Origin of the sequence: Streptomyces sp. YPW6 (assembly GCF_018866325.1) — a bacterium.
In the GTDB taxonomy this organism is placed as follows: Bacteria; Actinomycetota; Actinomycetes; order Streptomycetales; family Streptomycetaceae; genus Streptomyces.
Genome location: NZ_CP076457.1, coordinates 6,897,857 through 6,922,252, shown reverse-complemented (window position 1 = coordinate 6,922,252; position 24,396 = coordinate 6,897,857). Strand labels below are relative to the sequence as shown.

The 24,396-nt window shown below is 71.4% G+C and carries 23 protein-coding genes and 1 pseudogene; 9 read left to right on the top strand and 15 right to left on the bottom strand.

The genetic code is table 11. The annotated features are described in order from the left end of the window. Nucleotides 1-10 precede the first annotated feature (10 nt). Nucleotides 11-514 (top strand): CoA-binding protein, encoded by a 504-nt coding sequence (locus KME66_RS30380; protein ID WP_253208514.1) that lies wholly within the window; start codon nt 11-13, stop codon nt 512-514. A 37-nt stretch (nt 515-551) separates the two neighbouring features. Continuing rightward, nucleotides 552-1,376: an aminoglycoside N(3)-acetyltransferase gene (locus tag KME66_RS30375; protein WP_216329694.1), complete on the top strand. Its 825-nt coding sequence runs from the start codon at nt 552-554 to the stop codon at nt 1,374-1,376. Between the two features lie 107 nt (nt 1,377-1,483). On the opposite strand, the gene KME66_RS30370 is transcribed toward KME66_RS30375, so the two are convergent. The 3 genes from KME66_RS30370 to KME66_RS30360 form a co-directional block, all read right to left on the bottom strand. Beyond that, entirely contained in the window at nt 1,484-2,038 is a 555-nt protein-coding gene (locus tag KME66_RS30370; RefSeq protein WP_073224704.1) for a YbaK/EbsC family protein, read from the bottom strand. A 279-nt stretch (nt 2,039-2,317) separates the two neighbouring features. Continuing rightward, nucleotides 2,318-2,890: a helix-turn-helix domain-containing protein gene (locus tag KME66_RS30365; RefSeq protein WP_216328075.1), complete on the bottom strand. Its 573-nt coding sequence runs from the start codon at nt 2,888-2,890 to the stop codon at nt 2,318-2,320. 160 nt (nt 2,891-3,050) lie between these two features. Then, nucleotides 3,051-3,800 carry an acyltransferase gene (locus tag KME66_RS30360; RefSeq protein ID WP_073225105.1) on the bottom strand — a complete coding sequence of 250 codons (750 nt, stop codon included), beginning with the start codon at nt 3,798-3,800 and terminating at the stop codon, nt 3,051-3,053. Between the two features lie 160 nt (nt 3,801-3,960). Here KME66_RS30360 and KME66_RS30355 point away from each other — a divergent pair, with 160 nt between their 5' ends. Then, a complete protein-coding gene (locus KME66_RS30355; protein ID WP_216329692.1) occupies nt 3,961-4,491 on the top strand; it encodes a gamma carbonic anhydrase family protein in 531 nt (176 codons plus the stop codon). A gap of 162 nt (nt 4,492-4,653) precedes the next feature. Here KME66_RS30355 and KME66_RS30350 read toward each other — a convergent pair whose 3' ends face one another. Further along, nucleotides 4,654-5,091, bottom strand: a complete 438-nt coding sequence (locus tag KME66_RS30350) for a DUF4442 domain-containing protein (protein WP_006122944.1) — start codon at nt 5,089-5,091, stop codon at nt 4,654-4,656. A gap of 121 nt (nt 5,092-5,212) precedes the next feature. Here KME66_RS30350 and KME66_RS30345 point away from each other — a divergent pair, with 121 nt between their 5' ends. Further along, on the top strand, nt 5,213-6,304 hold the full coding sequence (locus KME66_RS30345) for a hypothetical protein (protein ID WP_216328073.1): 1,092 nt from the start codon (nt 5,213-5,215) through the stop codon (nt 6,302-6,304). A 63-nt stretch (nt 6,305-6,367) separates the two neighbouring features. On the opposite strand, the gene KME66_RS30340 is transcribed toward KME66_RS30345, so the two are convergent. The 3 genes from KME66_RS30340 to KME66_RS30330 form a co-directional block, all read right to left on the bottom strand. Then, on the bottom strand, nt 6,368-7,213 hold the full coding sequence (locus tag KME66_RS30340) for a spermidine synthase (RefSeq protein WP_216328071.1): 846 nt from the start codon (nt 7,211-7,213) through the stop codon (nt 6,368-6,370). Between the two features lie 69 nt (nt 7,214-7,282). Further along, a complete protein-coding gene (gene tuf / locus KME66_RS30335) occupies nt 7,283-8,458 on the bottom strand; it encodes an elongation factor Tu (RefSeq protein ID WP_073224695.1) in 1,176 nt (391 codons plus the stop codon). Between the two features lie 358 nt (nt 8,459-8,816). Then, a complete protein-coding gene (locus KME66_RS30330) occupies nt 8,817-9,557 on the bottom strand; it encodes a DNA alkylation repair protein (protein ID WP_216328070.1) in 741 nt (246 codons plus the stop codon). A 22-nt stretch (nt 9,558-9,579) separates the two neighbouring features. Here KME66_RS30330 and KME66_RS30325 point away from each other — a divergent pair, with 22 nt between their 5' ends. The 3 genes from KME66_RS30325 to KME66_RS30315 all read left to right on the top strand — a co-directional run bounded on the left by KME66_RS30325 (nt 9,580) and on the right by KME66_RS30315 (nt 12,686). Next, nucleotides 9,580-10,302 (top strand): TVP38/TMEM64 family protein, encoded by a 723-nt coding sequence (locus KME66_RS30325; RefSeq protein ID WP_073224690.1) that lies wholly within the window; start codon nt 9,580-9,582, stop codon nt 10,300-10,302. A gap of 169 nt (nt 10,303-10,471) precedes the next feature. Continuing rightward, the gene (locus KME66_RS30320) at nt 10,472-11,344 is read left to right on the top strand and encodes an undecaprenyl-diphosphate phosphatase (protein ID WP_216328067.1); all 873 of its coding nucleotides are present in this window, start codon (nt 10,472-10,474) and stop codon (nt 11,342-11,344) included. Between the two features lie 769 nt (nt 11,345-12,113). After that, entirely contained in the window at nt 12,114-12,686 is a 573-nt protein-coding gene (locus KME66_RS30315) for a Uma2 family endonuclease (RefSeq protein ID WP_216328065.1), read from the top strand. Between the two features lie 342 nt (nt 12,687-13,028). Here the strand turns inward: KME66_RS30315 and KME66_RS30310 are convergent, their stop codons facing one another. The 4 genes from KME66_RS30310 to KME66_RS30295 all read right to left on the bottom strand — a co-directional run bounded on the left by KME66_RS30310 (nt 13,029) and on the right by KME66_RS30295 (nt 20,885). Further along, complete coding sequence (locus KME66_RS30310; protein WP_253208513.1) at nt 13,029-13,844, bottom strand: IS982 family transposase; 816 nt, start codon at nt 13,842-13,844, stop codon at nt 13,029-13,031. Between the two features lie 46 nt (nt 13,845-13,890). Then, nucleotides 13,891-16,542 carry a DEAD/DEAH box helicase family protein gene (locus KME66_RS30305; protein ID WP_216328064.1) on the bottom strand — a complete coding sequence of 884 codons (2,652 nt, stop codon included), beginning with the start codon at nt 16,540-16,542 and terminating at the stop codon, nt 13,891-13,893. 234 nt (nt 16,543-16,776) lie between these two features. Beyond that, nucleotides 16,777-19,176 (bottom strand): 2OG-Fe(II) oxygenase, encoded by a 2,400-nt coding sequence (locus KME66_RS30300; protein ID WP_216328061.1) that lies wholly within the window; start codon nt 19,174-19,176, stop codon nt 16,777-16,779. A 125-nt stretch (nt 19,177-19,301) separates the two neighbouring features. Further along, nucleotides 19,302-20,885, bottom strand: coding sequence for an ATP-binding protein (locus tag KME66_RS30295; protein WP_253208512.1), 1,584 nt, complete (start codon nt 20,883-20,885; stop codon nt 19,302-19,304). Nucleotides 20,886-21,371: 486 nt separating this feature from the next. Here KME66_RS30295 and KME66_RS30290 point away from each other — a divergent pair, with 486 nt between their 5' ends. Both KME66_RS30290 and KME66_RS30285 read left to right on the top strand, forming a co-directional pair. Next, nucleotides 21,372-21,533, top strand: coding sequence for a hypothetical protein (locus KME66_RS30290; protein WP_216328059.1), 162 nt, complete (start codon nt 21,372-21,374; stop codon nt 21,531-21,533). 56 nt (nt 21,534-21,589) lie between these two features. Further along, the gene (locus KME66_RS30285; protein WP_216329832.1) at nt 21,590-21,799 is read left to right on the top strand and encodes a hypothetical protein; all 210 of its coding nucleotides are present in this window, start codon (nt 21,590-21,592) and stop codon (nt 21,797-21,799) included. Between the two features lie 214 nt (nt 21,800-22,013). Here KME66_RS30285 and KME66_RS30280 read toward each other — a convergent pair whose 3' ends face one another. From KME66_RS30280 to KME66_RS30270, 4 genes and pseudogenes are all read right to left on the bottom strand, one after another. Then, nucleotides 22,014-22,256 (bottom strand): hypothetical protein, encoded by a 243-nt coding sequence (locus KME66_RS30280; RefSeq protein ID WP_216328058.1) that lies wholly within the window; start codon nt 22,254-22,256, stop codon nt 22,014-22,016. Nucleotides 22,257-22,744: 488 nt separating this feature from the next. Beyond that, a pseudogene (locus tag KME66_RS34625) lies at nt 22,745-23,093 on the bottom strand (transposase); the annotation flags it as partial. 123 nt (nt 23,094-23,216) lie between these two features. Continuing rightward, entirely contained in the window at nt 23,217-23,534 is a 318-nt protein-coding gene (locus KME66_RS30275; protein ID WP_253208511.1) for a helix-turn-helix domain-containing protein, read from the bottom strand. Beyond that, on the bottom strand, nt 23,531-23,686 hold the full coding sequence (locus tag KME66_RS30270; RefSeq protein ID WP_216329830.1) for a hypothetical protein: 156 nt from the start codon (nt 23,684-23,686) through the stop codon (nt 23,531-23,533). Before KME66_RS30270 ends, KME66_RS30275 begins: the two co-directional genes overlap by 4 nt. Nucleotides 23,687-24,396 lie beyond the last annotated feature (710 nt).

Genomic DNA, 24,396 nt, shown 5'->3' with positions numbered 1-24,396 from the left:
TTGTCCCGGCATGGACGCAGACGCCAGGAACAACGCAGACGGCAGTCGCACGGGCGGCGGGACAGCAGACGGCGAGCCGGGCGGCGGCCCGGTGGGGCCGTACGCGGACGACGCGACGATCGGCCGGATTCTCCAGGAGACGGGCGACACCTGGGCGGTGGTGGGACTGTCGGGCAACTCCTCCCGGGCGGCGTGGGGCGTCGCCCGGGTCCTCCAGCGGTTCGGCAAGCGGGTAGTGCCGGTGCACCCGAAGGCCGAGACGGTGCACGGGGAGCAGGGGTACGCCTCGCTGGCGGACATCCCCTTCCCCGTGGACGTGGTGGACGTGTTCGTCAACAGCGAGCTGGCGGGCGCCGTCGCGGACGAGGCGGTGGCGGTGGGCGCGAAGGCGGTGTGGTTCCAGCTCGGCGTCGTGGACCCGGACGCCTTCGGGCGGACGCGCGCGGCGGGCCTGGAGATGGTCATGGACCGGTGCCCCGCGATCGAGATTCCGCGGCTCGGCACGCGCGCCTGAGCCGCCCGGGTGTGGGGCGCGCCGCGGGGTGGGCAGAATCCCCGCCGTGACGGACGCAGGGAACGTGCCCGGGAGGGCCCGGACGGCAGCCGCGCTGACCGCGCTCGGCGTTCGGCCCGGTGATGTCCTCCTGGTGCACGCCTCGCTGCGGTCGCTGGGGCCGGTGGCGGACGGGGCGCGGGGGGTGCTGGACGCGTTGCGCCGGGCCGTCGGCCCTTCGGGGACGGTGGTGGTCCCCGCCTTCACCCCGGAGAACTCCGACACCTCCCCGCACTACCGCGAGCGGGTGCGGGGCCTGGACGCCGGGGCCGTGGACGCCGTGCGCGCCGCGATGCCGGCGTACGACCCGGTGCTGACGCCCGCGCCGTCGATGGGCGCGCTGGCCGAGACCGTACGGACGGCGGCGGGGGCCGGGCGCAGCGCGCATCCGCAGACCTCGTTCGCCGCGCTCGGCCCCGGGGCGGGGCGGCTGCTCGCCGGGCACCGCCCCGACTGCCACCTCGGGGAGGACTCGCCACTGGCCCGGCTGTACGAGGCGGATGCCCGGATCCTGCTGCTCGGCACCGGCTACGCCACGTGTACGGCGTTCCACCTGGGCGAGTACCGGATGCCCGGACCGCCGCGCCGGACCTACCGCTGCGTGGTGGCGTCGCGGGGAGGGCGCCGCTGGTGGGAGTACGAGGATGTCGCCCTGGACGACGGGGACTTCGCCGCGCTGGGCGCGGCGTTCGAACAGGCCGCCGCCGAGGGGGACGTACGTACGGGAAGCGTGGGTGCGGCCGGGTGCCGGCTCGTCCGGCTCCGCCCCGCCGTCGACTTCGCCACGGGCTGGCTCACGGAGCACCGGACCGCCGGGCGTTGACCCACCGCCCGGGGGGGGCGGGCGCCGGGTACTCCGGCCCGCGCGGAGGAGGGCGTGCCCCGGCCACTCCGGGCGAGGCGCCGGACGCCCCGCCCGCCGGGGAAGGGTCAGACCCCCAGGCCCTCGACGACGACCGCGCCCGGGAGAGCGGCGAGGGCCTTGCCGGGGACGATGAGTTTGCCGCGCCGGCTGCCGCTGCCGATCAGGACCCATTCCTCGTCCACGACGGCCGGGTCCAGCAGGAGCGGCCAGGCGGCGGGCAGGCCGATGGGGGTGATGCCGCCGTACTCCATGCCGCTCTCGCCGACCGCCGTGTCCATGGGGGCGAAGGAGGCCTTGCGGGCGCCGAGGTGCTTGCGCACCGCGCCGTTGACGTCGACCCGGGTGCGGGAGAGCACCACGCAGGCGGCGAGAGTGACGTCCTGGCCGCGCTTGCCCGCCACGACGACGCAGTTGGCCGACGTGTCGAGGAGTTCGACGCCGTGGTGCTCGGCGAAGACGGCGGTGTCGGCCACGGCCGGGTCGCTGTCGACGTGGACGAACTGCTCGGCGGTGAACTCGCCCCAGCCCGCGGTCAGCGCCGCGACGACCGGGGCGGGGAGCAGGCCGAGCCGTTCCGTGGCGGGAGCGGCGTCCTCGAAGGTGCCGATGGGTGCGCGCATGGCGCTCACGCTAACAGCGGCGGGGCGGGACCGGCCGGGCGTCCCGGAGGGCGGACATCCGGGCAGCCGGGCGTCGCGGCGGGTGGGCGTCCCGGCGGGCGGGCATCGCGGCGGGTGGGCATCGCGGCGGGTGGGCATCGCAGCGGGTGGGCATCGCAGCGGGTGGGCGTCCCGGCGGCCGGGCGTCGCGGCGGGTGGGCGTCCCGGCGGGCGGACGTCCCGGCGGGCGGACGTCCCGGCGAAAGGCGCGTAGGGGAATGCGGCCTCGCGAAAGGCGTCTCAGCGGACGGGCGGGATGGCGACGGCCATGGTGAAGACCGCAGGAGGGCCGCCCTCGTTGCGGTAGCCGTGCGGCACGTGCGCCTCGAAGGTGGCGGAGGTCCCGGCGGGGACGGCATGGGCGAAGCCGTCGACGAGGAGGGTCAGTTCCCCCTCGGTGACGTGGAGGAGTTCGACGGTGCCCTCGGGGTGCGGGTCGGACGTGGTGCCCTCCCCGGACACCAGTCGGCAGGTCCACAGTTCGAGCGGGCCGCGGGCCTCCGCCCCGACGAGCAGCGTGGTGGAACTGCCCGCCTCGGTGGACCACATGCGCACGGCCCGGCTCTCCGGGACCAGCCGGACCTGGGCCCCCTGCTCGTGGTCGAGGAGCGTGGTGATGGCGACGCCGAGCGCGTCGGCCAGCTTCACCGTGGTCCCGACGCTGGGGTTCGTCCGCGCCTGCTCGATCTGGATGATCATCCCTCGGCTCACTCCGGCGCGCGCCGCGAGGGCGTCGAGGGTGAAGCCGCGCTCACCCCGCCAGCGCTTGAGGTTGCGGGCCAGCGACTGGGTGAGCTGATCGAGGTCGGACACGTACCGTCCCTGCGGTGGATGGCGACTGCGGAAATACCCGGGTGCTGCAGAGCGAGGTGCGGGTGGCCGGCTCGCGTACGGCGCGTGCCGGGGTCAAGAATATTGCACTGCCGACTGCCGTACGGTGCACTCCACCGCCCCCCCGTGCCGTTCAGGGGCCCTACGGGGTTTCCCGCACCTCGTCCAGCTCGGCGAGGGCGAGCAACTGCTCCGGCGTGACGCCCTCCGGGATCGGCACGGGGGCCGGCGTACGCAGGGGCGGCTGCCAGCCCCTCTCCGGGTCCCAGCTGCGCACCACGCGGGCGGGGGCTCCGGCGACCACCGCGTGGTCCGGGACCTCGCCCCGGACGACGGCGCCCGCCGCGACCACCACGTTCCGGCCGAGCCGGGCCCCGGGCAGGATCACCGCGCCGGTGCCGATCCAGCAGCCGGGCCCGATCGCCACCGGCTCCATCCGGGGCCACTGCCTGCCCACGGGCTCGTGCGGGTCGTCGTAGCTGTGGTTGGTCGACGTGATGTAGACGTACGGACCGCAGTACGTGTCCGAGCCGATGGTCACCGTCGTGTCGGCGATCACATGGCTGCCACGGCCCAGCACCACCCCGTCGCCCAGGGTGAGGATCGGGTCGGGCCCCAGGTCCAGGTCCGGCATCATTCCCGCGGTGAGGGTGACCTGCTCGCCGATGATGCAGTGCGCGCCCAGCTCGATCCACGGCTCCCCGAACACGGTGCCCTGCGGGAAGGCGAGCCGGGTGCCCGCGCCGATCGCGCCGAACCGCAGCCGCCCGGGGTGCTCGGCGGTGACCGCGCCCGCCCGCTGCGCCCAGGCCCAGCCGAGGTGGACCGCGCGGGAGGCGGCGCGGCGCGGGAGGCGGGCGAGGAGGGAGAACGTGTTTCGGTTCTTCGGCACGCGCTCACGGTAGTCGGCGGCGCGGTCGGCGATCCCCGCCGTGACCTGTGATGTTCGCCCCACCGCGCGGCGCCCGCCCCGGGCCGTCGCCTACCGTGAGAGCCGGCCCGATCCGGTGGAGAGGGCCCAGGAGCACCACACCGGCGCGAAGGAGCAGGCGATGGCGGAGCAGGCGTTGATCACGGGCATGGGCGGCAAGGAGCCGGACATCGACGTGGACGCTTTTCTGGCCCCGACCTCCGTGGTGATCGGCGAGGTGACGCTCGCCCCGGGGTCCAGCGTCTGGTACCAGGCCGTGCTGCGTGCCGACTGCGGCCCCATCACGCTGGGGCGCGACAGCAACATCCAGGACAACTGCAGCGTGCACACCGACCCCGGGTTCCCGCTCACGGTGGGCGCGCGGGTCTCGGTCGGCCACAACGCGGTGCTGCACGGCTGTGTGATCGAGGACGACGTGCTGGTCGGCATGGGCGCCACGGTGCTCAACGGAGCCCACATCGGCGCGGGTTCCCTGGTCGCGGCGCAGGCTCTGGTCCCGCAGGGGATGCGGGTGCCACCGGGCTCGCTCGTCGCGGGGGTGCCCGCGAAGGTGAAGCGGCCGCTGACCGCCGAGGAGTTGGAGAGCATCCGCTTCAACGCCGCGGGATACGTGGAGCTGGCGAAGGCGCACCGCGAGGCGCACAGCGGCTGACGTCCGCCTTCCGCGCCGCCGGAACGCGCGTCGCGGGAAGGCGCCCGCCGGACGGAGACCGGGCCGCCGCCCTTCCCGTTCCAGGAGGGGCGGCGGCCCGGTCTCACGCACGCACGGTTCCTCGCGTCCGCCCGTGCGGTGCCCCGCGTCGGACGGCGGTGGTCAGCCGTTGGGGCGCAGGGTCCACACGACGGTCATCTCGCCGGTGACCGCACCGTCGGCGCGGGTGATCTCGATGGCGACGGGGAATTCCGGCCGCTGTCCGGCGTCCAGCTCGGCGACCACGTCGGCGATCGGGCGGCCAAGGGTCGCGGTGGCGGTGACCTCGCCCATGGCGAGCTTCTTGTAGCCGATCTCGGCCTTCACGGCGAGCGGCACGGCCCGCGACATCTGGTCCCCGAAGGCCGCGATGACGATCGCGCCGCTGGCGGACTCGGCGAGCGTGAACATCGCTCCGGCGTGGGGTCCGCCGACGTGGTTGTGGTAATCCGCCTGGTCGGGCAGGCGGACGACGGCCCGCTCCGGGGTGGTCTCCAGGAATTCGAGGTTGAGGGTCCGGGCCATCGGAACCGTCGCGACGAGCATCTCGCCCACGGTCATCTGTTCTGCGCTCATGCCCGAAGGTTACTCACCAGTAGAACCGTTTGGCCATCCCCTTGTGACGGCTCCGGTACAGGGCGGCCGTAGCAGTGGGCACCGCGCCCATCTATGGTTACTGGCCATGTGGCCAGGAACGCAGCCGCCCGGGGGCGAGCAGAACCCGCAGGACCAGAACCAGAACCCGTACCAGCAGCCGGGGTACCAGCAGCCGAATCCCTATCAGCAGCCGGGGTATCCGCCGCAGGGTCAGCCGGGGCAGCCCGCGGGGCCGGGCTACGGGTACCCGCAGGGCCCGCCCGGCGGGCAGCCCGGCTATCAGCAGCCGAATCCCTACCAGCAGCCGACGGCACCGCAGTACGCCGTTCCGGGGCCGCCCGGCGGACCGAAGCCCGGCGACGACAAGAAGAGGACGACGATCGTGGCGATCGTCGCGGCGCTGGCCGTCGTGGTCACGGCGGGCGTCACCGGCTTCCTCGTGCTCGGCAAGGACGACGACGGCAAGAACGTCGCCGACGACAAGAAGTCCGCGTCGCCGAGTGCCAAGCCCAGCGACACGGCCACCGGCTCCGCGCCGCCCGCGGACAACCCGCGGGGCTCCGACAGCGACCCCAAGCCGCTCATCCCGGGCTGGAAGGTCGTCACCAACCCCAAGTGGGGCACGCAGTTCGACGTTCCCGGTGACTGGGAGGTCGCCAGTTCGGGCACGTTCGCCGGCTTCGAGGACGCCAAGAAGGGGGACGGGTCGCCGGTCGCCGGCTTCTCCGCGCCCGCCTACTACAAGAGCAAGTGGTGCGTCGACGACTCCGACGGGGACGGCCGCGAGGAGGACACCGGGCTCGCCGGCGTCGGGACGAAGGGCGCCCAGGGCGCCAAGAACACCGACGAGGCCGCGCGGAACGAGGCCGCCAACTGGGTCTGGGCCGCCTACGCCCAGCTCGACCCGAAGTCCAAGGTCAAGATCGGCAAGGCCAAGCCCTTCACCACCAAGTCGGGGCTCTCCGGCAGTGTCGCGGAGGCCACCGCCCTGGAACTGGCGAACAAGGAGAAGTGCGACAGCGACGGGAAGTCCATCGCGTTCTCCTTCAAGAACGCCAAGGGTGACTTCTCGACCTGGGCCCTCTACGCCGCCACCGGCGTCAAGGACGAGCTGCCGGACACGACCATCCAGCAGATCCTGAGCACGGTCCGCCTCGCGGGTGAGCCCACCGGCTGACACCCGCACCGCGCAACGCGTTCCCCCACCACCCCGCCTCGCCCGAACCGCCCGCCGGGAGCCTCAGCCGACGCTGAAGGCCCCGTCGGGCGGTTCGGGCGAGGCGACCGCGTCCGCGTCCGCCACCGGACGGGCCCCGTCGGTGAACCGGGCCAGCGCGGCGCCGTGGGTGACCCGCGCCGGGAAGGCGTCAGCGGCGCAGCGGCGGACGAGCGGGTCCACGTCGATCGGCGCGTACGAGGCGAGCAGGACGACGTTGCCGAAGCGCCGCCCGCGCAGCACGGCCGGTTCCCCGACCAGCGCCAGCTCCGGGAAGACGGCGGCGAAGTTCGCCACCTGCGAGCGGAGGAAGGCGAACGGCGCGCTGTCGGCCAGGTTGGCCGCGTAGATCCCGTCCGCGCGCAGGGCCCTCCCGGCCGCCCGCGCGTACTCGACGGACGTGAGGTGCGCCGGAACCCGGGAGCCTCCGAAGACGTCCGCGATCAGGAGGTCGACGGAGGCGGGAGCCGTCGCCTCCAGCCGCGCACGGGCGTCGGCCGCGTGCAGGGTGATGCCGCTCCCGCCGGGCAGCGGCAGATGTTCCCGGACCAGCCCCAGCAGCCCCCGGTCGGCGTCGACGACGTCCTGCCGCGAGCCGGGGCGGGCCGCCGCCACATAGCGGGGCAGGGTCAGCGCGCCGCCGCCCAGGTGCAGGACGTCCAGCGGCGCGCCCGGCTCCGCCGCGCCGTCCACGACGTGGGCGAGCCGTCTCACGTACTCGAACTCCAGATGGGACGGGTCGTCGAGGTCGACGTAGGACTGGGGCGCGTCGTCGACCGTGAGCAGCCAGGCCCGGTCGCGGTCCACGTCGGGCAGCAGCCGGGCGGTGCCGCAGTCGACCTCGCGGATGACGGGTATCGGCTCGTTCACCTCTCCATTGTCGCCTCCCCCGCACTGCGGCCCGCCACCCCGGACCAGGGGTGACGGGCCGCGTCGGGCTCAGAGCAGCTCGGTGACCGTTCCCGCGCCGACCGTGCGGCCGCCCTCGCGGATCGCGAAGCCGAGGCCGGACTCCAGCGGCACGTCGCGGCCCAGCTCGACGGTCATGGTGACCGTGTCGCCGGGGCGCGCGACCGCGGCCTCGCCGAGGTCGACGTCCCCGACGACGTCCGCCGTACGGATGTAGAACTGCGGCCGGTAGCCGGTGGCGACCGGGGTGGTCCGGCCGCCCTCCCTCGCCGACAGCACGTACACCTGCGCGGTGAACCGGCGGCTGGGCGTGACGCTGCCGGGCGCGGCCACGACGTGGCCGCGCCGGACCCGGTCGCGCTCCACCCCGCGCAGCAGCAGCGCGACGTTGTCCCCGGCCTCGGCGGACTCCATCGGCTTGCCGAAGGTCTCCAGTCCGGTGACGACGGTCTCGACGTCCGCGCCCAGCACCTGGACCCGGTCACCGACGCGGACGGTGCCGCGCTCGACGGCACCGGTGACGACGGTGCCCCGGCCGGTGATGGTCAGGACGTTCTCGACGGACAGCAGGAACGGGGCGTCGGTGTAGCGCACCGGCATCGGTACGTACGTGTCGACGGCGTCCAGCAGTCCTTCGATGGCCGCCGTCCATCGCGGGTCGCCCTCCAGCGCCTTGAGCCCGGAGACCCGGACCACGGGGACGGTGTCGCCGCCGTACCCGTGCGCGGAGAGCAGCTCGCGGACCTCCAGCTCGACCAGGTCGGTCAGCTCGGGGTCTCCCGCGTCGGCCTTGTTGAGGGCGACGACGATGTGGTCGACGCCCACTTGACGGGCCAGCAGGACGTGCTCGGCGGTCTGCGGCATGATCCCGTCGAGCGCGGAGACGACGAGGATCGCCCCGTCGAGCTGCGCCGCACCCGTGACCATGTTCTTGATGTAGTCGGCGTGGCCGGGCATGTCGACGTGCGCGTAGTGGCGGGTGTCGGTCTCGTACTCGACGTGCGCGATGTTGATGGTGATGCCGCGCTGGGCCTCCTCGGGGGCCCGGTCGATCCGGTCGAAGGACACGTAGGAGGTGGAGCTGCCGCCGCGCTCGCTGAGGACCTTGGTGATGGCGGCGGTGAGGGTGGTCTTGCCGTGGTCGACGTGGCCCATGGTGCCGATGTTGAGGTGCGGCTTGGTGCGCACGTAAGCCGTCTTGGACATGGCTCGTTCCTTCTGAAGCACGCGAAGCTGAGAAAAGACTGAAGACCCCAGGGCCCCGCCGACCCTCCCCTTGCGGGGTCCGCCGGACTGTCGGGGGAGGGTCAGCTTCGGGCGCCGTCGAAGGGTGCTGCGGCAGCGGCGAACGCCACTGCGACTGCGACTGCAGCGACTGCGGCTGCGGCTGCGGCGAATGCGGTCGGGGCGAATGCCTCGGCGGCCGCGTCGTTCACGGCAGCCTTCGGCGCGTCCGCGACTGCGGACGGCGCTGCGAGGAAGGCGTACCGGAACATGCCCCTGATCATGGCCGGGCGCGGCGGCCACGTCGAATGGTTTTCCGACGCCCACGGGGTGTTGGGGCTCAGAGATGCTTGAGCGCCTCGCGCACGGAGAGCGGCGACAGCCGGGTCCGCGCGCCGTCGACGAACTCGCGTACGGCGGCGGGGTCGGTCCTGGCGTACTCGCGCAGGGCCCAGCCGATCGCCTTGCGGATGAAGAAGTCGGGGTGGTCCGCGCGGCGCAGGCAGTAGCCGAACAGCCGGTCGGCGTCGGTGGCCTCCTTGTAGCGCAGCTGGTGCAGCAGGGCGGTTCTGGCCGCCCACAGGCTGGGGTCGTCGATCCACCGGTCCATCTCCCGGGCGAGCGCCGGGTCGGCCGTGACCAGCGGGCCCGCGACATGGGCGGCGAGCAGGTCGACCGTGTCCCACCAGGGGACGGTGGTCACCAGGTGGTGCAGGACGGGCAGGAAGCCGGAGGAGCAACGGCCCGCGTGGCGGCGCAGGTAGTCGACGGCGAAGTAGTGGTACTCGCGCTCGGGCAGCCGCCAGCAGCGCAGCGCGATCGCCGTGCAGTCCCGCTCGTCCGGCCGCGCGGTACCCGCCAGCACGGTCCGCGCCAGAGCCCGGCGCTCGGGGGCGGGGATCCCGAGGAAGGGTGCGACGTGCTTCATGTACGCGGCGGCGCCCTCGGCCCGTACGGGGTCGGCGGCGGGGGCATAGGCGGCGACGAGCCGCTCCAGGACGACGTCGGCGAGGCTGCTGACCGGCGGGGCGGGGATGTCGGCGGCGGGGGTCACGGGACGCACATTACGGCGATCACACATCCTTTTCGGTTACTCTCCCCGAATGTTCGACCCCGTCCCCGCCGCCCGGCCCGCCGCCGGTCCGGCCCTGCGCCTCTCCCGGGCGCTGTTGTCGCCGTGGTCCCGTTTCTCCCTGCTCGTCGTCGTCCTGCTCGGGGCCGCGTCGACGATGCTGCTGTTCGAGCCACAGCGGCTGCTGGCGTCCGGCTGGCCGCCCCAGCTGACCGGGGGCACGGCGGCGATGGCCTTCGGCCTCGCGTACGGGGCACTGACGGTGGCGTTCGTGCCGCGCCCGCTGCTCAACATCGCCGCGGGCGCGTTGTTCGGTGCGCAGACGGGGCTGGCGGCGGCGCTCGCGGGCACAGTCCTCGGAGCGGGCGTGTCGTTCATGCTGGGCCGGGTGCTGGGTCAGGACGCGTTGCGAACCCTGCTGCGCGGAAGACTGCTGACGGCTGCGGACGGGGTGCTGAGCCGGCACGGCTTCCGGTCGGTCCTGGCGCTGCGGCTCTTCCCCGGCGTGCCGTTCGCCGCGGCCAACTACTGTGCGGCGACCTCCCGCATGGGCGCTCCGCCGTTCCTGCTGGCCACCGGTCTCGGGTCGATCCCGAACACCGCGGCGTACGTGATAGCCGGCAGCGAGGCCGCGTCGCCGACCTCGCCGGTGTTCCTGGCCGCCATGGGCTTCATCGTGCTGTCCGCTCTCGGCGGGGCGCTGGTGGCCTGGCGCAGACGCCACGGGCTGGGCCGGGACACACCGGACAGCTGAGCGTACGACGGCACGTGGATGACCGGTCCAGTCGGTCTGACGTTCACCTTCAGGCGATACGCTGCCCGCGACCTCGATGTCCTTGACCGCACTCCGCACTTTGCACACAGCTGACGGGCCCAGTCGTCCGTGGCCGATGCACGATCACCTCCGGGATGGCCTAAGCCCCATGAGCTGGTTCGAATCATTCGTCCTGGGACTTGTTCAGGGACTCACCGAGTTCCTGCCGATCTCCTCCAGCGCGCATCTGCGCCTGACGGCCGCGTTCGCCGGCTGGCACGACCCGGGGGCGGCGTTCACCGCGATCACCCAGATCGGCACCGAGGCGGCGGTGCTCATCTACTTCCGCAAGGACATCTCGCGCATCCTGTCGGCCTGGTTCCGGTCCCTGACGGACCGTGCGATGCGCAGCGACCACGACGCCCAGATGGGCTGGCTGGTCATCGTCGGCTCGATCCCCATCGGGGTGCTGGGACTCACGCTCAAGGACCAGATCGAGGGCCCGTTCCGCGATCTGCGGCTGATCGCGACGACGCTGATCGTCATGGGCATCGTGCTCGGCGTCGCCGACCGGCTGGCCGCGCGCGACGAGACGGGCGGCAGGCACCGGGTGGTGAAGGAACGCAAGACGCTCAAGGACCTGGGCGTCAGGGACGGTCTGATCTACGGGGTCTGCCAGGCGATGGCGCTGATCCCCGGCGTCTCCCGCTCGGGCGCGACGATCAGCGGCGGCCTGCTGATGGGCTACACCCGCGAGTCGGCCGCCCGCTACTCGTTCCTCCTGGCCATCCCCGCGGTGCTCGCCTCGGGCGTGTACGAGCTGAAGGACGTGGGCGAGGGGCATGTCTCCTGGGGCCCGACGATCTTCGCGACTCTGGTGGCCTTCTTCGTGGGATACGCCGTCATCGCGTGGTTCATGAAATTCATCACCACCAAGAGCTTCATGCCCTTCGTGTGGTACCGGATTGTACTGGGCATTGTGCTGTTTGCGCTGGTGGGAGCCGATGTACTGAGCCCGCACGCAGGTGAATCCGGCGGCTGACCGGGCCGCCGCACGGGTCGCGATCTAGCATTTCCGTGCACCTGATTGCAGCATCGCGCCATGATCATCTCCCACTTGTCTCCCACTCATCTCCCACCGGGGAGGCGGGATACGCCCCACTAGGACGTGTGCGTCCGCAAAGTAGGGGATGACGCGGAAGGGTCCGCACGGCTGTGCGGACCCTTCCGCACAGCGGGTGGAGCGGGTCAGCTGAGATTCAGGTCCGGCCTAGGCCGGACCTTCGCCACGAGGAAACGCGGCCGCTCATCCACCGTGTCCCAGGCATCGCCGGTGAGGTCGACCGACTGTAGGGCCAGCCGTCCGCGTCCAGGGCGATCCGGGTACTCCGAGCTGTCGACCAGGTCCCGAGCGAGCCGGTCGAGGCCGCGTCCAGCACCAGTTGACGCTCCGCACGGCTCGGCGGAACCCGGGGACCAGCCGCTGCACCGCCGTTCGTCAGGGCACCACTTGCGGGGGCCCTGACCTGTGACGACAAGTACGGGGGGCTCCACTGCGACATCGCGAGCCTGGTGTCGGCCAACCTCGACCCGATGCTCAAGCTGACGTGCACCACTCCGCCGAAGCCGCTCGTCCATGGACCACGTCGTCCGGATCCACGCCCAGATGATCACTGGCGTCCGGCGCGTCGGACCCACACGGGCCGAGTGAGAGGTCCGGTCGCCGACTACGCTGACACCAGCGTTGGGCCCGCGTCCGCGACGATCCGGGATGAAGGCCCCTGACCTCTTCGAGGCGCCTGGAGGAAACCGTGACCGCCGAACTCCCCGACTGGATGATCCCGCCCAGGATCAGCGGCTGGGAAGCCGATGACCTCGACCGCCTCGCCCAGGCGCCGCGGCACACCGAACTCATCGACGGAGCCCTGATCTTCATGATGTCGCCGCAGCGCTCCTGGCACGCCCGGCTGGTGGAGAACCTGACCTTCGCCCTGCGCCAGGCCGCCCCCGACGGGTTCGACGCCGAGCGAGAGATGACCGTCCGGCTCGACAAGAAGAGCCGCCCCGAGCCCGACATCCTGCTCACCACCGCCTCCTACGACCCCGACCGGACCTGGTACGCGCCCGAGGACGTCGCCCTGGTCATCGAGGTCGTCTCGGAGGAGTCGGCGGACCGCGACCGGTCCCTGAAGCCCTTCAAGTACGCACAGGCCAGGATCCCCCACTTCTGGCGCGTCGAGGACGAGGCCGGCGCCCCCACCGTCCACACCTACGAACTCGACGTCATGACCAGCAGCTACGTGGCCACCGGCATCCACCGCAACCGGTTGAAGGTCTCCGTCCCCATCCCCCTCGGCATCGACCTCGACAGCCTCGTACCCTGACTCTCTGCCGGACGCCGGGGCACGGTTTCACGAGCCGCGAGCCGCCTCACGACCCAGCAAGGACGAAGGCGAACGGTTCGCGGGGCTCGTAGCGGCAGGTCACATCGCCGACCAGGCTGTCGCCGGTCGAGTCGAGGCGGGCGGCGCGGGTGAAGTCGACGTGGTCGAGGCGGGTCCAGACGATGTCGGGGCTGAAGGAGGACTCGCAGGCGTAGACGCGGTGAGTGAGCGAGGGTGCGCCGGATTGACATGGAGGTGCTCGGGCGGGCTGCCTCCGTCGTGCCCGGCAGCGTCGGGGCGCCGCCGAACACCTCGTACCGTTTCAGATGGTCGAGCTACTGATCAAGCGGCTGCGGACCGGGCCGCCCGGGGCGCCGCGGTCGACCAGGACTGTCCCTTGAAGGTCTGGTTGATCGACTCTCTGACCTGCCGCAGCGGCTTGAACAGATGCGCCCCGGCCCGCTCGGCTTCTCCCTTGCGGGCCGACCGTAACAGCACCAGCTCACGCTCGGTCAGGTCCCCCTCGAACTCGCGGCCGTAGTAGTTCTCGTCACCGGTGATCGTCTGCCGGGAGCGGGAGGCCGTCACGTCCGGCGCGGTGTCGAGCATGTCGCGCAACGTCTCGCGCTCGTCGGCCTTGGCACCGGTCAGTGCGAACAGCACAGGCAGCCTGCCGATCGTGCACACCTGGTGCAGCCGTAGTCCCCAGAAGTACCGGGAGTGCGACGCGCAGTAGCCGTACTGCGCCCAGCCGGCCAGGTCGGAGCGCTTCGCGGTCTCTCGCGAGCAGCCACAGCCGACCGGGGTGGAGTCGACCACCCAGACATCGTCGCTCCACAGCGTGGTGTCCGCCGCCAGGATCCGGATCATGCGGGTGACCAGCGACGAGGCCGCTGGCAGCCGCTTGTTGTAGCCGGACTGGCCGGGTACGTAGGGGAACATGCCGCGGAAGTCCGCCGCGACACGGCGCAGCCAGCGCCGCTCGGAGGTGTGGCCGAGCAGCGCCGACATTACGGCGAGGGTGAGCAGTTCGGAGTCACTGAGAGTGGGTGCGATCCCGACCGCCGGGCGCCACGGGGCAAGTTCCGGCGAAGCCTGCAACGTGTCGTCGATCCGGACGTAGAGTGCCGTTGCGAGGGTGTTCAGGTCGTTCGTCACAGACTGACCGTGGACACCCTCGCCCCACGTCCGCAGGCGCACCGGATCAGCAGACCGGCTGAGCCGGGGGATGGGCCTCGTGCCAGGCGTCCCAGATGTCGCTGCGGAGTCGGCCTCGCGGTGGCACGTCCATCCCCTGGTCCTTGGCCCACCGCCGCACCTCGGCCACCGGCGGTGTCGGCGCGGATTGTGAGGGCTCCGGTCGGTGGCGCGCGGGGACAACGGGCTGGGCGGGCGGCTGGAGCAGGGTCTCGGGGTTCGTGGCGGTGAATCCGCGGCGTTCGAGGATGCGGCGACGCTTGTGGTGCATGCGTTCCAGCCAGGGCACGTCCGCGTCGAGGTAGTCGTGGGCCTCGACGTGGGACTTCTTCGTCTCGGTGTTGCGCATGATCCGGCCGACCTGCTGAATCACCCGTCCCTTGAAGGAGATCGGGCTGGTGAGGAACAGGGTGTCGAGTCTGGGGGCGTCGAATCCTTCGCCGGCCAGCTTGTCGATGGCCAGCAGCACCGGCGGGGTGGTCGTTTCATCGGCCAGGCGGGTGCGGACCCGGGCTCGCTCGGCCGGCGGCATACCGCCGTGCAGGAGCAGCGGTTCGATGCCGTGCGCGGCAAGGGACGTGGCGAGTTGGTGGAGGTGTTCGACTCGGTTGCTCAGGGCCAGGCTGCACCGTCCGCGCCGAGAGGCGTCGGCGATGTCGGCGGCGATCTGGGTGTTGGGGTCGCAGTTCGCGGCGAGTTCGCTGTAGATCGCCTGGAAGGAGGCGCCGTCGTTGCCCGGCTCGTCGGTGGTGAACGAGGTGGGGTGGACGATGAGGTGCTTGGCGAAGGCGCTGGTGTCGGCGATCTCGTGTCGGATGGGTCCGCACTGCATGGTGATCAGCGGATCCATCTGATCGGCCCGATACGGGGTGGCCGACAGGCCGATCCATCGAGGGGCGCGGGCTTTGCGGATCGCGGCCTCGGCCCCCTGGGCGCCCACGGCGTGGCACTCGTCGACGACCACCAGGCCGTAGCCGTCCAGCAGGCCGTCGGGGGCGTCGCGGTGGCTGAGTGTCTGCAGCATGATCAGGTCGACCACGTGGCTGCGGCGGTCCTTGCCCGCGCCCAAGGAACCGACGCGGCCCTCGCCGAGATCGAGGAACGTGGCCAGACGGTCCTGCCACTGGGACAGCAGCTCGGAGCGGTTGACGATGATCGCGGTGGGCATCTTGTGGTGGGCGATCAGCGCGCAGGCCATCACGGTCTTGCCCGAGCCCGGCGGCGCCACGAGCACTCCGCTGGTGTGACCCTTGACCGCGTCGACCACGCGGGCTTGCACTTCGGTCAGCTCGCCGGTGAAGAATGCGCTGATCAGCGCGGCGTCCGCAAGTTCGCTGGTGACCGTGAGTGTGCCGCCGGCGGCGGCGATGAGCTGGGCCGCTTCGTCGCGCAGCCCGCGCGGCAGCCTCAGCCAGTCCGGGTCGGTGGCGTCGAAAGAGCAGACCAGGCGCGGGGTGTCCCAGGTGGAGTACCGCTGGCTCTGGCGTCGGTAGAACTCCGGGTTGTGGAACGACGCCGTGTGCTTGAGCGCGGCAAGCAAGGCGGCCGGCAGGCCCTTGGTGGAGATCGCGAGCATCGCCGACAAGCGCGCCTCGACGACCTCGGGGGCCTTGCCCAGCGCGCGCCGCCGGGGCTTGGGCGGCAGGACCGGCGCGGTCGCCGACGGGCCCGCCTTGACCTCGCCGAGCTTGTCGACGAGCGCCTCGACCTGAGCCGGGGAGAGCCGCTCGGCCTGGGACAGGTGCGCGAACTGGTCGGGGTACGGCTCCCAGGTGTGCGGGTCGCAGAACACCGTGGTGCCCTTGAGGCGGGAGGCCCCCTGCAGCGGGAGCGCGATCAGGTTGCCGAAACGAGCGTTGCCCTTGGCGTTCGTCGGCAGCAGGTCTTGGGCGGGGAAGAGCCGGTCGTAGCTGGACAACGTCATCTGCCCGCGGACGTCGATCGCCCGGCGCAGCAGCGCCATCCCGAGCGTGCGGGCGGTGACCGCGGCGACGGGGTCAGTGAAGAAGGTCCACACGTGCGCGCCCGCCCCGGAGCGGGAGACCTCCACCAGGGCGGGGACACCGGCGTCGTGACAGGCGGAGGCGTAGGCGGCCGCATCGCCGCGCCAGTCGCTGCCGTCCTTGCCGTCGAAGTCGACCGCCAGAAGCCGGCAGGTGTCATCAGCCAGCAGCGGGTACATCCCCAGGTGGGTCTCCCGGGCGCCGGGCTCGGGGCGGGAGAGGTGGTTGTAGACGGCCCGGTCCGTCAGCGGCCAGAACACCCGCTCGGCATCGGCCTTGTTCTTGGCGAACGGGTTGTCCTCGGCGGGGCTCCAGCCCGTCCGGCCCGACTTCGCGCTCACCCACCGGGTGGCGTAGACGTCCTCGCGGCCGGCGAACAGCGCCCGGAACAGGGCGATCTTGGCCTCCGTCCCGGAGGACGCGTCCGCGTACGGCAGCCCGTGGCCGCCTTCCGTGATGACCGGTGGGGGAGGCTCGGGGACCGGAGCCAGCGCCCGTGGCGCGTCGGGTGCGGGAACTCCCAGCCGGGTGCGCAGACGCCGATTCTCGGCTCGCACCTCGGCGAGCTCCGCGCGTAGTCCGGCGTTTTCTTCGAGCGCCACATCGAGGCGGATGCGCAGTTCGGCCAGGTCGTTACAGTCGTACCAGTCCTCCACCCCTCCATGATCCGGATCCGCGTCCGTGGAGAGGCCGTTTTCGCGTAGATTCCCACGGGGTGATCGAGCCGATGGCCTACCCGTCCGGCGCCGGTCCGCCGGCCGCCCAGGCTTGCGCGGCCGCGAGGTACCGGCAGGTGGCGATGCGCGGCCAGCCGGGACGCGGCGGCATCCGCGTCCCGGGTGCGGACTGCCGTTCCAGGCGCGCGAGCCGCGGGGCTTGTCTGTCCCCTTTCAGCCGCGGGGCCGGGGCCATTTCTCCCGCAGCCACGCCAGGTCGGTCTCGGCGCGGATGCGGGCCGCTTGCTCACGGGTGAACACCGCGTTCGTCTTGGTCAGGACCAGGGTGTAGGGGCGTCTCTGACGCCGGGTGGTGTGGGACACGGGCAGGCCGGCCAGATCGATACGGCTGTGGATGTGGCGGCGCCGGTCCTTCGCGAGCGGCCAATCCATGACCCGACGGGTGCGGGAGGTGAGGAAGGCGTCGAGGTCGGGGCAGAGGCCGCAGCCGGACCGACAGGTACCGGCCGGGGTGAGTGACCAGTCGTCCGCCGCGCGTACGGGGCGAGTGACGGCCGTGGTGAGCCGGGCCTCGCAGTGGTCGGCGAGCGTCTGGAAGGCGTGGGCCGCGGGTGCCCCGTCTCGTACGGTCGTCGGTCGGTGGGCCGCAGTGCGCAGGGCCGGGAGCAGGCATTGCAGGGCGGTGTCCGGCAGGCCGCACAGCGCGGTGCCGATGGTGTCGGCGGTTTTCGGGTCGCACGCCTGCAGGATGCGGGCCAAGGGAGCTCCCAGCCGTTCCATGCCCCCGCGGCGCTCCACCTCGCGGCCCACGTCGAGCCAGCCGGTGAGCTGCTGCTCGGCCGCTTGCCACACGCCCTCCACCAGCAGTGCCGCCACCGCGTCTCCGTCACCGTCAGCGGTCCGCAGCGCGGCACAGAGGCCGGGCAGAGACTCGAGCCACGCTGCGCGATCCGCCCCGGTGTACGCGGCGACCGGGCCGAACCAGCTGCCGACGGCCTCGCGCGACCACGTCCGCCCGTACCGTGCGGCCGCTTCCGCGAGATCGGGGACGTGTCGCTCGCCCAGGGTCTCCACCCCGAAGGGCGCAAGGAGCATCGCGGCGGTGTCCGCTTCCTCCAGTCCCACCGCGACGTGCAGGGCGGCAGTAAAGAGTGGAGCGGCCGCTTCGCCCGAAGCGCGATGCTTCCAGATCGGGGCGAGCGACCGGGCGAGCGTACGCGCCAGCTCCAACTCCCCGGTGTCCAGGTGGCCCTGGAGTTCTCGCAGGGCTCCCTCGGAGCCGGCCTCGGCGCGTGCCGCGAACGAGCGTTGCCGGGGCCAGAGCACCACTGCGGCCCGCCGGTACCAGCGGTCCAGGGTGTTGCCGTAGTTGCCCATGTAGCCCTCGTACTCGGACTGGTAGGGCGTGAGGTCCCTGTTCTCGGTGGTGGCGCACACCTCGGCGTAAGAGACGGGCAGGGAGATCTGCTCACCGTCGGCGCCGTCGGGGCGGGTCCACCAGTCGAGGGTGATCTCGTCGTCGATCAGGTCGCCCAGCTCGTAGTCGGAGAAGTCGCCACTGCGGCGGCGCTCGGCCCCGGGCTCCCCCTCGGGGTCGAGGAGGCACTCACCCTCGCACTCCTCGTCCTCGCAGCCGTCGAAGTGCTCGACATCGCCGTAGTAGTCGTAGCGGTCGTAGGGCGGTACGGCGTCCCAAGTCTCCTTCACCTCGGCCAATGCGAGGACCGCCTCGCAGCCTGCCTGCCCGGCGGCCTGGCGGAGCCGGGTGGCACGCGTGGCGTCGGCACCCTTGAGGCGGTCCCAGTCCAGGCCACGCTGGGTGTACTCGTGGTCCAGCAGGTACACGAGGCGGTTCGGGGGCGCCGTTTTCCGGCGGCCGTAGGCGTAGCGCTCTTCGGCCGGCTCGGTGAAGTGTTCGGTCAGGCAGTGGGCCAGGTCGGCGGCCGGGCCACCGCCGTCCTCGCCGGCCGGGCGGGTGCGTTCGGCGAGGAGGTTCATGGTGAGGGTGACGCGGTAGCCGGACTTGACGGGCTTGACCTCGTGCAGGCAGTCCGCGTAGTAGGCAGCGAAGGTCAGCTTCTCCCGGGACGCCTGGTGGACGACGCTCCGGCCGGCGTGGGAGACGACGAGTTCGCCGCCGGTGTGGTGCGAGGGCAGCGAGACCACCAAGGTGCCCACCATGGAGTCGTCCTTCTCGGAGTCCTGGTGCGGCAGGAAGAACTGGCCCTTGCCGTAGACGAGCAGCGCGTGCGGTTCGGCCCGCAGGACGGTGGTGGGCGGCAGACCGAGCGCGGTACGGACGCCGTCGAGGACGTCGCTCAGGGTGCGGTCCCAGTCGGGGCCGCCCAGGGTGATCCGGTCCGGGGTGATCTCCCAGGTATCTCGCACGCTGGTGTCGGCCAGGGTCTGCTCACCGCGGCCGAAGCGGGCCTGCCGGGCCTGCGCGATCAGCTTCTTGGTGACCGGAGCGCGCAACGGCAGGGGCAGCGCCCCGACGCCGTCGACCTCGATCCGCAGCGCGCGGGCGGACATCTCGATGCGGGTGCTGAAGTCCCCGCATCGCTCCGAGGCATCGAGCAGCTTCGCCAGCTGCTTGCGTGCTCCGTGTCCCATGGTGTTTCGTTCCCCCGGTCGGCAGCGTGCCATTCCCTCTGTCCCGGAAACCCTAGCGCTGCTGGAAGTCCCTGCTCATCGAACAGGGACCCCCATTGCCGCAACGCACTGAGGTCTCCCGGCCGTCAGGCACGCAGCAGGGTGACGGTGCGCCCGGAGGGCGTGGTCTTCTGCGAGAAGGCGGTGCGCTCGTGGACCGGGGCTGCCTGCGGGCGGGTGTCGAAGACGACGAGGGTGCCCGTGGACAGCTCCATGCGGTCCAGGTAGTCGTCCAACTGCGCCAGCCCCTCGGCGAGGGGGTCGGTGCGGCCCTGGCGCCACACCTTCAGCTCCAGCGCCTCGCGCTGCACCGCCCGCGAACCGTCGGCAGCGGTGTACGGCTGGCGAATCAGCAGGTCCACGCGCCGTCGGCCGACCCCGTACTCCCGGTCGATGAAACCCGCCCCGTTCACGATCCGGTGCAGGTAGGCCATCATCACCAGCTGCGCCGCCGCCTCCGGATACGTCGAGCTAGTGGCCAGGATCTCCCCGTTCTCCCGCCAGAACTCCGCGAACGAACGCAACAGCTTGTCCATGTCGATCCGGCCGTCCGGCAACCGGAAACTACTCGGGATGGCGGTGATGACCGATTCCGTCCTGACGCCCAGGACCCGAACGATCACCTCCTTGTAGATCGGGTTGGCCACCCGCACCGGCGAATCCGCGGCGATCAGCCCCAGGTCACGAACGTAGGCCAGATCGTCGTCGTAGGTGCTCGCCTCCTGCGGCAGCTCGCCGGCGATCAGCGGCTCGATCACCCGCCGCACCCGGTCCTCCCCCAGCCGCGCGGCCAGCGAGTCCAGATGCGTCGCACGCGCCAGGATCAATCGCTCCTTCGCCTCATCCACATGCTCCGCCGTGACCGGCGTATCCGATGGGATCGCCATCTCCTCGACGATCTCCCGGGCCAGCGCGTTCACCAGCCACGGCTGGCCCTGGGTACACCAGAAAGCACGCTGGACCGCATCCGGGGTGAACTCCTGCCCCGTCTCCGTGGTGTGCTGCCCGTACAGCTCGACAACCTCGGGCTCAGTGAAGTCACCCAACCGCAGCGAAGCGACCTTGATATTGAACGGACTCGACGTGCCAAGACGTCCCGGGTCCCCACCTGAGGCCGCCTTGTAGTCGCGCACATCCCGCAGCCCGCACAGCACCACCGCATCCGGGAAGCCGCCACGGCTGACAGTGAAGCCGTCGCGCAACTGACGCAGCACACTGCGCAGACTCTGTCCCTGCAGCGCGTCGATCTCGTCGAAGAACAGCACCAGCGGACGCGGACAGTTCCGCACCCACTCAGTCAGCCCCCGCGTGAGCCGGGACCCGGGCACCGCGTCGGGCCAGGAGGCGGGGGGCGCGAGCTCATCAGGAAGCCCAGCGGACTCCGCGGACCGCCGAATCGCCTCCAGCACCAGCAGCTCGGCCTGGCCGTACTCCTCCCCGGCCACCTCCGCGCTCTCGCACGAGAAGTGCAGCGCCGCGTACCGGCCCGACGCCGTCAGTTCCCGGGCCATCGCCGCCAGCACCGTCGTCTTCCCGGTCTGCCGTGGCGCGTGCACCACGAAGTACTGGCCCTGCTCGATGTACCCGCGGGCCCTGGGCAGCCGCTCCTGGGCCGGCACCATGTAGTGACGCGTGGGGACGCACGGCCCGGCCGTATTGAAGTAGCGCATACCTCGCACGCTAGCCGACGGCACCGACAACCTGAGGCGACCGTGCCCCCGACCACCGGCTACACCGCCCCGTACGGGCACGAGTGCCAGAGCAGCGGTGCCCCGGTGCGGAGATCACCCGGCGGGCAGACGCAGAAACGCGGCCAGCGCCCGCTGGGGCGCGGTGACCGCTGGAGCGCCTCCGGAGACCGCCAGGGCATGCAGGTCACCGCGGCACAGCTCTTCACGTGCCGATCAGCTCATCCGGCGCACCGTTGTCGTCCCAGTCGGCCTCATGCATCCTGCCCTTGCCGACAATCTCATCCGGGCTCGTGAGCAACCGGGGCGCGCGCACTGCGGCCAGTGCCTTGTCGGACAGTTCGGCCGCGGGTCAGGGGCCGGTTCCCCGCGACCGCGAACGCCCGTAAGCGGCTGTACCTGCTTCGCCACGGCGGCAAGGAATGGCTGGACGAAGATCGACACAGTCGCATCGCCGTGGAGACCCGCATGGGCCGCGAGGTCGCCGGCGTGGAAGGTCTCTACTCGCACGTTGCCCTGGCCGTGGAGCAGGAGATTGCCGATTCGCTGCAAAGCAGGTGGCTGCGCTTCGCGGCCAGCGAGAGAGCACTGGAAGGCGCCATCTCTCACTGCCCTACTATTCGATCTTGAAAAGTGGTAAAAAACAGCAGGTCAAGACCGCTCAGGACACGTCGACATAGTTGTTCATGAGATTCATCACCACCAAGAGCTTCATGCCCTTCGTGATCTACCGGATCCTGCTCGGCATCGTCATCTTCGCGCTGGTCTGGTCCGGCGCGCTGAGCCCGCACGCGGGCGAAATCCGGTGGCTGAACCGGGGCCTCACAGGTAGCACCGAGGACCTCGCGCTGTACCGGGAGAATTTCCGGTGCCGTCTGCCGGAGTCGATTCCTTGACGTGCGAGTTGTACAGCCGCTCGCGGCGCGGAATCGCGCCCCTCTCGTTCTTGGGCGCGGCGTCGTACTCGGCCACGATCCGCAGCTGTACTCGGGACTGAAGGAGCGGCGCTTCGGCCGGGGGGTCGGGTCCGGCGGGGTTGGTGCTGGTCATGAGGGGGTGGTTCTCCTGTCGTGCCCTCTCAGGCCAACCCCGCGAAGCGGGACGTCTCACTCAAGGCTGACAGAGAGGGACCGCCGACACGAGACTCGTGAAGGCTGCCTCCAGGAGGCTCACCTGCGTGAGGCCGCCGCCAAGGGAGGAGCAGCAGGCGTCGATGCCCTCGTACAGCACCACCAGGCTCAGCTCGCGGCGTGGTCCGCCGCGCTGGACGAGTTCATCGCCTCCGTGCACACCACTGAAGACCTGCCCGGCTGGGCCGAGCAAGTCGTTGCGGAAGAACTCTGGGAGATTCACCAGAGCCGCGAGTTCCTGACGAGCGCCATCATGAAGTACCACCACGGCGACCTCGCCCGCACCCCGACACTGTCCTCGACAAACCGAGCTTCGAGTTGTCGACGGTCACCATCAGGCCGGCCCCGTAGCCTGCTCGACAACCTGACCACCGCTCTCGCCCGGCCCGGCCCGCCGCCTCATACCGCAATGCCCTCGACTCGGTCCCCTGTGCACCGCCGGCCCCGGAGATGCAGTTGGGCCGACCGGCGGCGGAGGGGACCCCGAACTCGGTCCCGTATCGGCCTCGGACACCTACCGGCGTACGCGCCAGGCCATGACCACGACACCGAAACCCGCGTAGCGCCCAGCAGGGCCATGCCCCCGGATGGGGCATCACCGCCAGCTGGACGACGGCCGCCGCTGCGCACACCCGCCGGTCGGACGCCCTCACGGCCGACCGGCCCCGGTCTCGGCGTCCTTCAGGATGCCGATCCATCCAACTCAGAGGACCTGGCGTGTGCGGCCGGGACGATCCAGGTCCAGCGGTCGGCTGCCTGCGAGTCACGGAGCTTCGGCCGGGGCCAGCCGAGGGGCTGCTTCAGGAGGCGGAAGTGTGCTGCACGTCGAAGCGGCGGAGAAACGCCTGCCAGCACCGGTCAACGTCATCCGTGGCAGCGCCAGTGCCCGAACACCACAGCAAGACGGGCTTGTTCACCCCTCCCCCGGGCAGCTTCTCGACTGTCAACCGGATGACGGTGCTCTCGATGACGGACAGCGGGCCCTCGTGGCGAGCCACGCGGCCCGGCGGGTCAGCCCGGGATGGAGCCGGTCCCACGCCTGCGCGGTCGCCGTCCCGTACCGGTCGGTGTTGGTGACGGTCGCCTCGGTGGCCTCGCCCCAGGTCTCGGGCCGCCCGAAGACGTTCCCAGGTACGTCCGTACGGGGGCGAGGCTCAGTCGTCCACCTGTCGCGCCGCCTCCGTCAGAGGCGCAGTCGCCGCCGTCGCGGCGTCGTCCGGAACCGGGCACGGTAGTGGGTGGGGGAGAGACCCAGCGTCGGCTGGAACGCCCGGCGCATCGTCTCGGCCGAACCGAACCCCGCCTCGTCAGCCACCGCCTCGATGGGACCGGTGCCGGAGGTCAGGAGTGCCTGGGCGGCCTCCAGGCGTACGGACTCGACGTACTGGGCCGGCGAGAGTCCGGTCTCGCCGCGGAACGGCCGGCTCAGATGCCGGACCGAGACTCTGCCGAGCCGGGCGAGTGTGGCCGGAGTGTGGGCACCGCCCGGATCGGCGCTCACCGCGGCCATGGCTGCCCGGGCGCGGCCGCCGTGGTGCGGGTGCCGGCCTTCACCGTGCGCAGCTCTCCCTGGGCGCGCTCCAGGTCGGCCCTGGCCTTGGCGACCTTCTCCTCGGCTTGGCGCTGCGCGGCCTCGACTTCCTCTGGATGCACTGGAGATGGCGCGCGTTACTGCCGTCGGCGTTCACTACTCTCGGGCCAGGAGCTTGCCACCATCCGGACGTGGGCGCGCTGCGAACGCGGGCCCCCTCGGAGACCTTCAAGGGATCACCGGGAAGGTATGCCCTCCGCGTTTCCCCCGGTGCCGATTGCAAGATGTATCCCGACCACGACCACCGCGATCCTGTCGCGGTCGTTCACGACCTGATCACCGCGGTCGCCCCGGGCGCCGACTGTGATGCGGTCGGCGAGGCTCTGCGCCGGACGGCGCCCGACCGTCCCCACTATCGCCAGCGAGGGGTCTGGGCCTTGGAGGAGAATCCCCGGCTGCTGACCGGGGACGTGCCATTGCAACCCCACCACGTCAGGGCGGCCGCGTTGATCGCCAGGTGCACCGTGTTCACCAGCGCGTCCACAAGCCCGGACGGGACGGTCACCGGCGATCCTGGTCTGCCTGGTCACAGAGGGACACACCCTCCGAAGCGAAAGTTGCTTTTCCATCACGAACAGCTCCCCGCCGCACCTTGTCCGACGTCGGACTTGCAGGTCCCCCCGAAACTCTCATCCGCTATATGGCGACGCGTCAGTTGCGTTGCATGCGGGAAACGTTCACAGTCGCCGCTCCTCCGACTTCTACGTGAATGTTCCACCGGAGGGTCGGTCTCTATGGCCTGATTTTCCATGACTCCTCATGGTGCGGCACC

Coding starts and splice junctions, on each gene's coding strand:
- KME66_RS30380 (WP_253208514.1), top strand. CDS start 11: ATGGACGCAGACGCCAGGAACAACGCAGACGGCAGTCGCACGGGCGGC.
- KME66_RS30370 (WP_073224704.1), bottom strand. CDS start 2,038: ATGCGCGCACCCATCGGCACCTTCGAGGACGCCGCTCCCGCCACGGAA.
- KME66_RS30355 (WP_216329692.1), top strand. CDS start 3,961: ATGGCGGAGCAGGCGTTGATCACGGGCATGGGCGGCAAGGAGCCGGAC.
- KME66_RS30350 (WP_006122944.1), bottom strand. CDS start 5,091: ATGACCGTGGGCGAGATGCTCGTCGCGACGGTTCCGATGGCCCGGACC.
- KME66_RS30345 (WP_216328073.1), top strand. CDS start 5,213: ATGTGGCCAGGAACGCAGCCGCCCGGGGGCGAGCAGAACCCGCAGGAC.
- tuf (WP_073224695.1), bottom strand. CDS start 8,458: ATGTCCAAGACGGCTTACGTGCGCACCAAGCCGCACCTCAACATCGGC.
- KME66_RS30330 (WP_216328070.1), bottom strand. CDS start 9,557: ATGTGTGATCGCCGTAATGTGCGTCCCGTGACCCCCGCCGCCGACATC.
- KME66_RS30325 (WP_073224690.1), top strand. CDS start 9,580: ATGTTCGACCCCGTCCCCGCCGCCCGGCCCGCCGCCGGTCCGGCCCTG.
- KME66_RS30320 (WP_216328067.1), top strand. CDS start 10,472: ATGAGCTGGTTCGAATCATTCGTCCTGGGACTTGTTCAGGGACTCACC.
- KME66_RS30300 (WP_216328061.1), bottom strand. CDS start 19,176: ATGGGACACGGAGCACGCAAGCAGCTGGCGAAGCTGCTCGATGCCTCG.
- KME66_RS30295 (WP_253208512.1), bottom strand. CDS start 20,885: ATGCGCTACTTCAATACGGCCGGGCCGTGCGTCCCCACGCGTCACTAC.
- KME66_RS30290 (WP_216328059.1), top strand. CDS start 21,372: ATGGGCCGCGAGGTCGCCGGCGTGGAAGGTCTCTACTCGCACGTTGCC.
- KME66_RS30285 (WP_216329832.1), top strand. CDS start 21,590: ATGAGATTCATCACCACCAAGAGCTTCATGCCCTTCGTGATCTACCGG.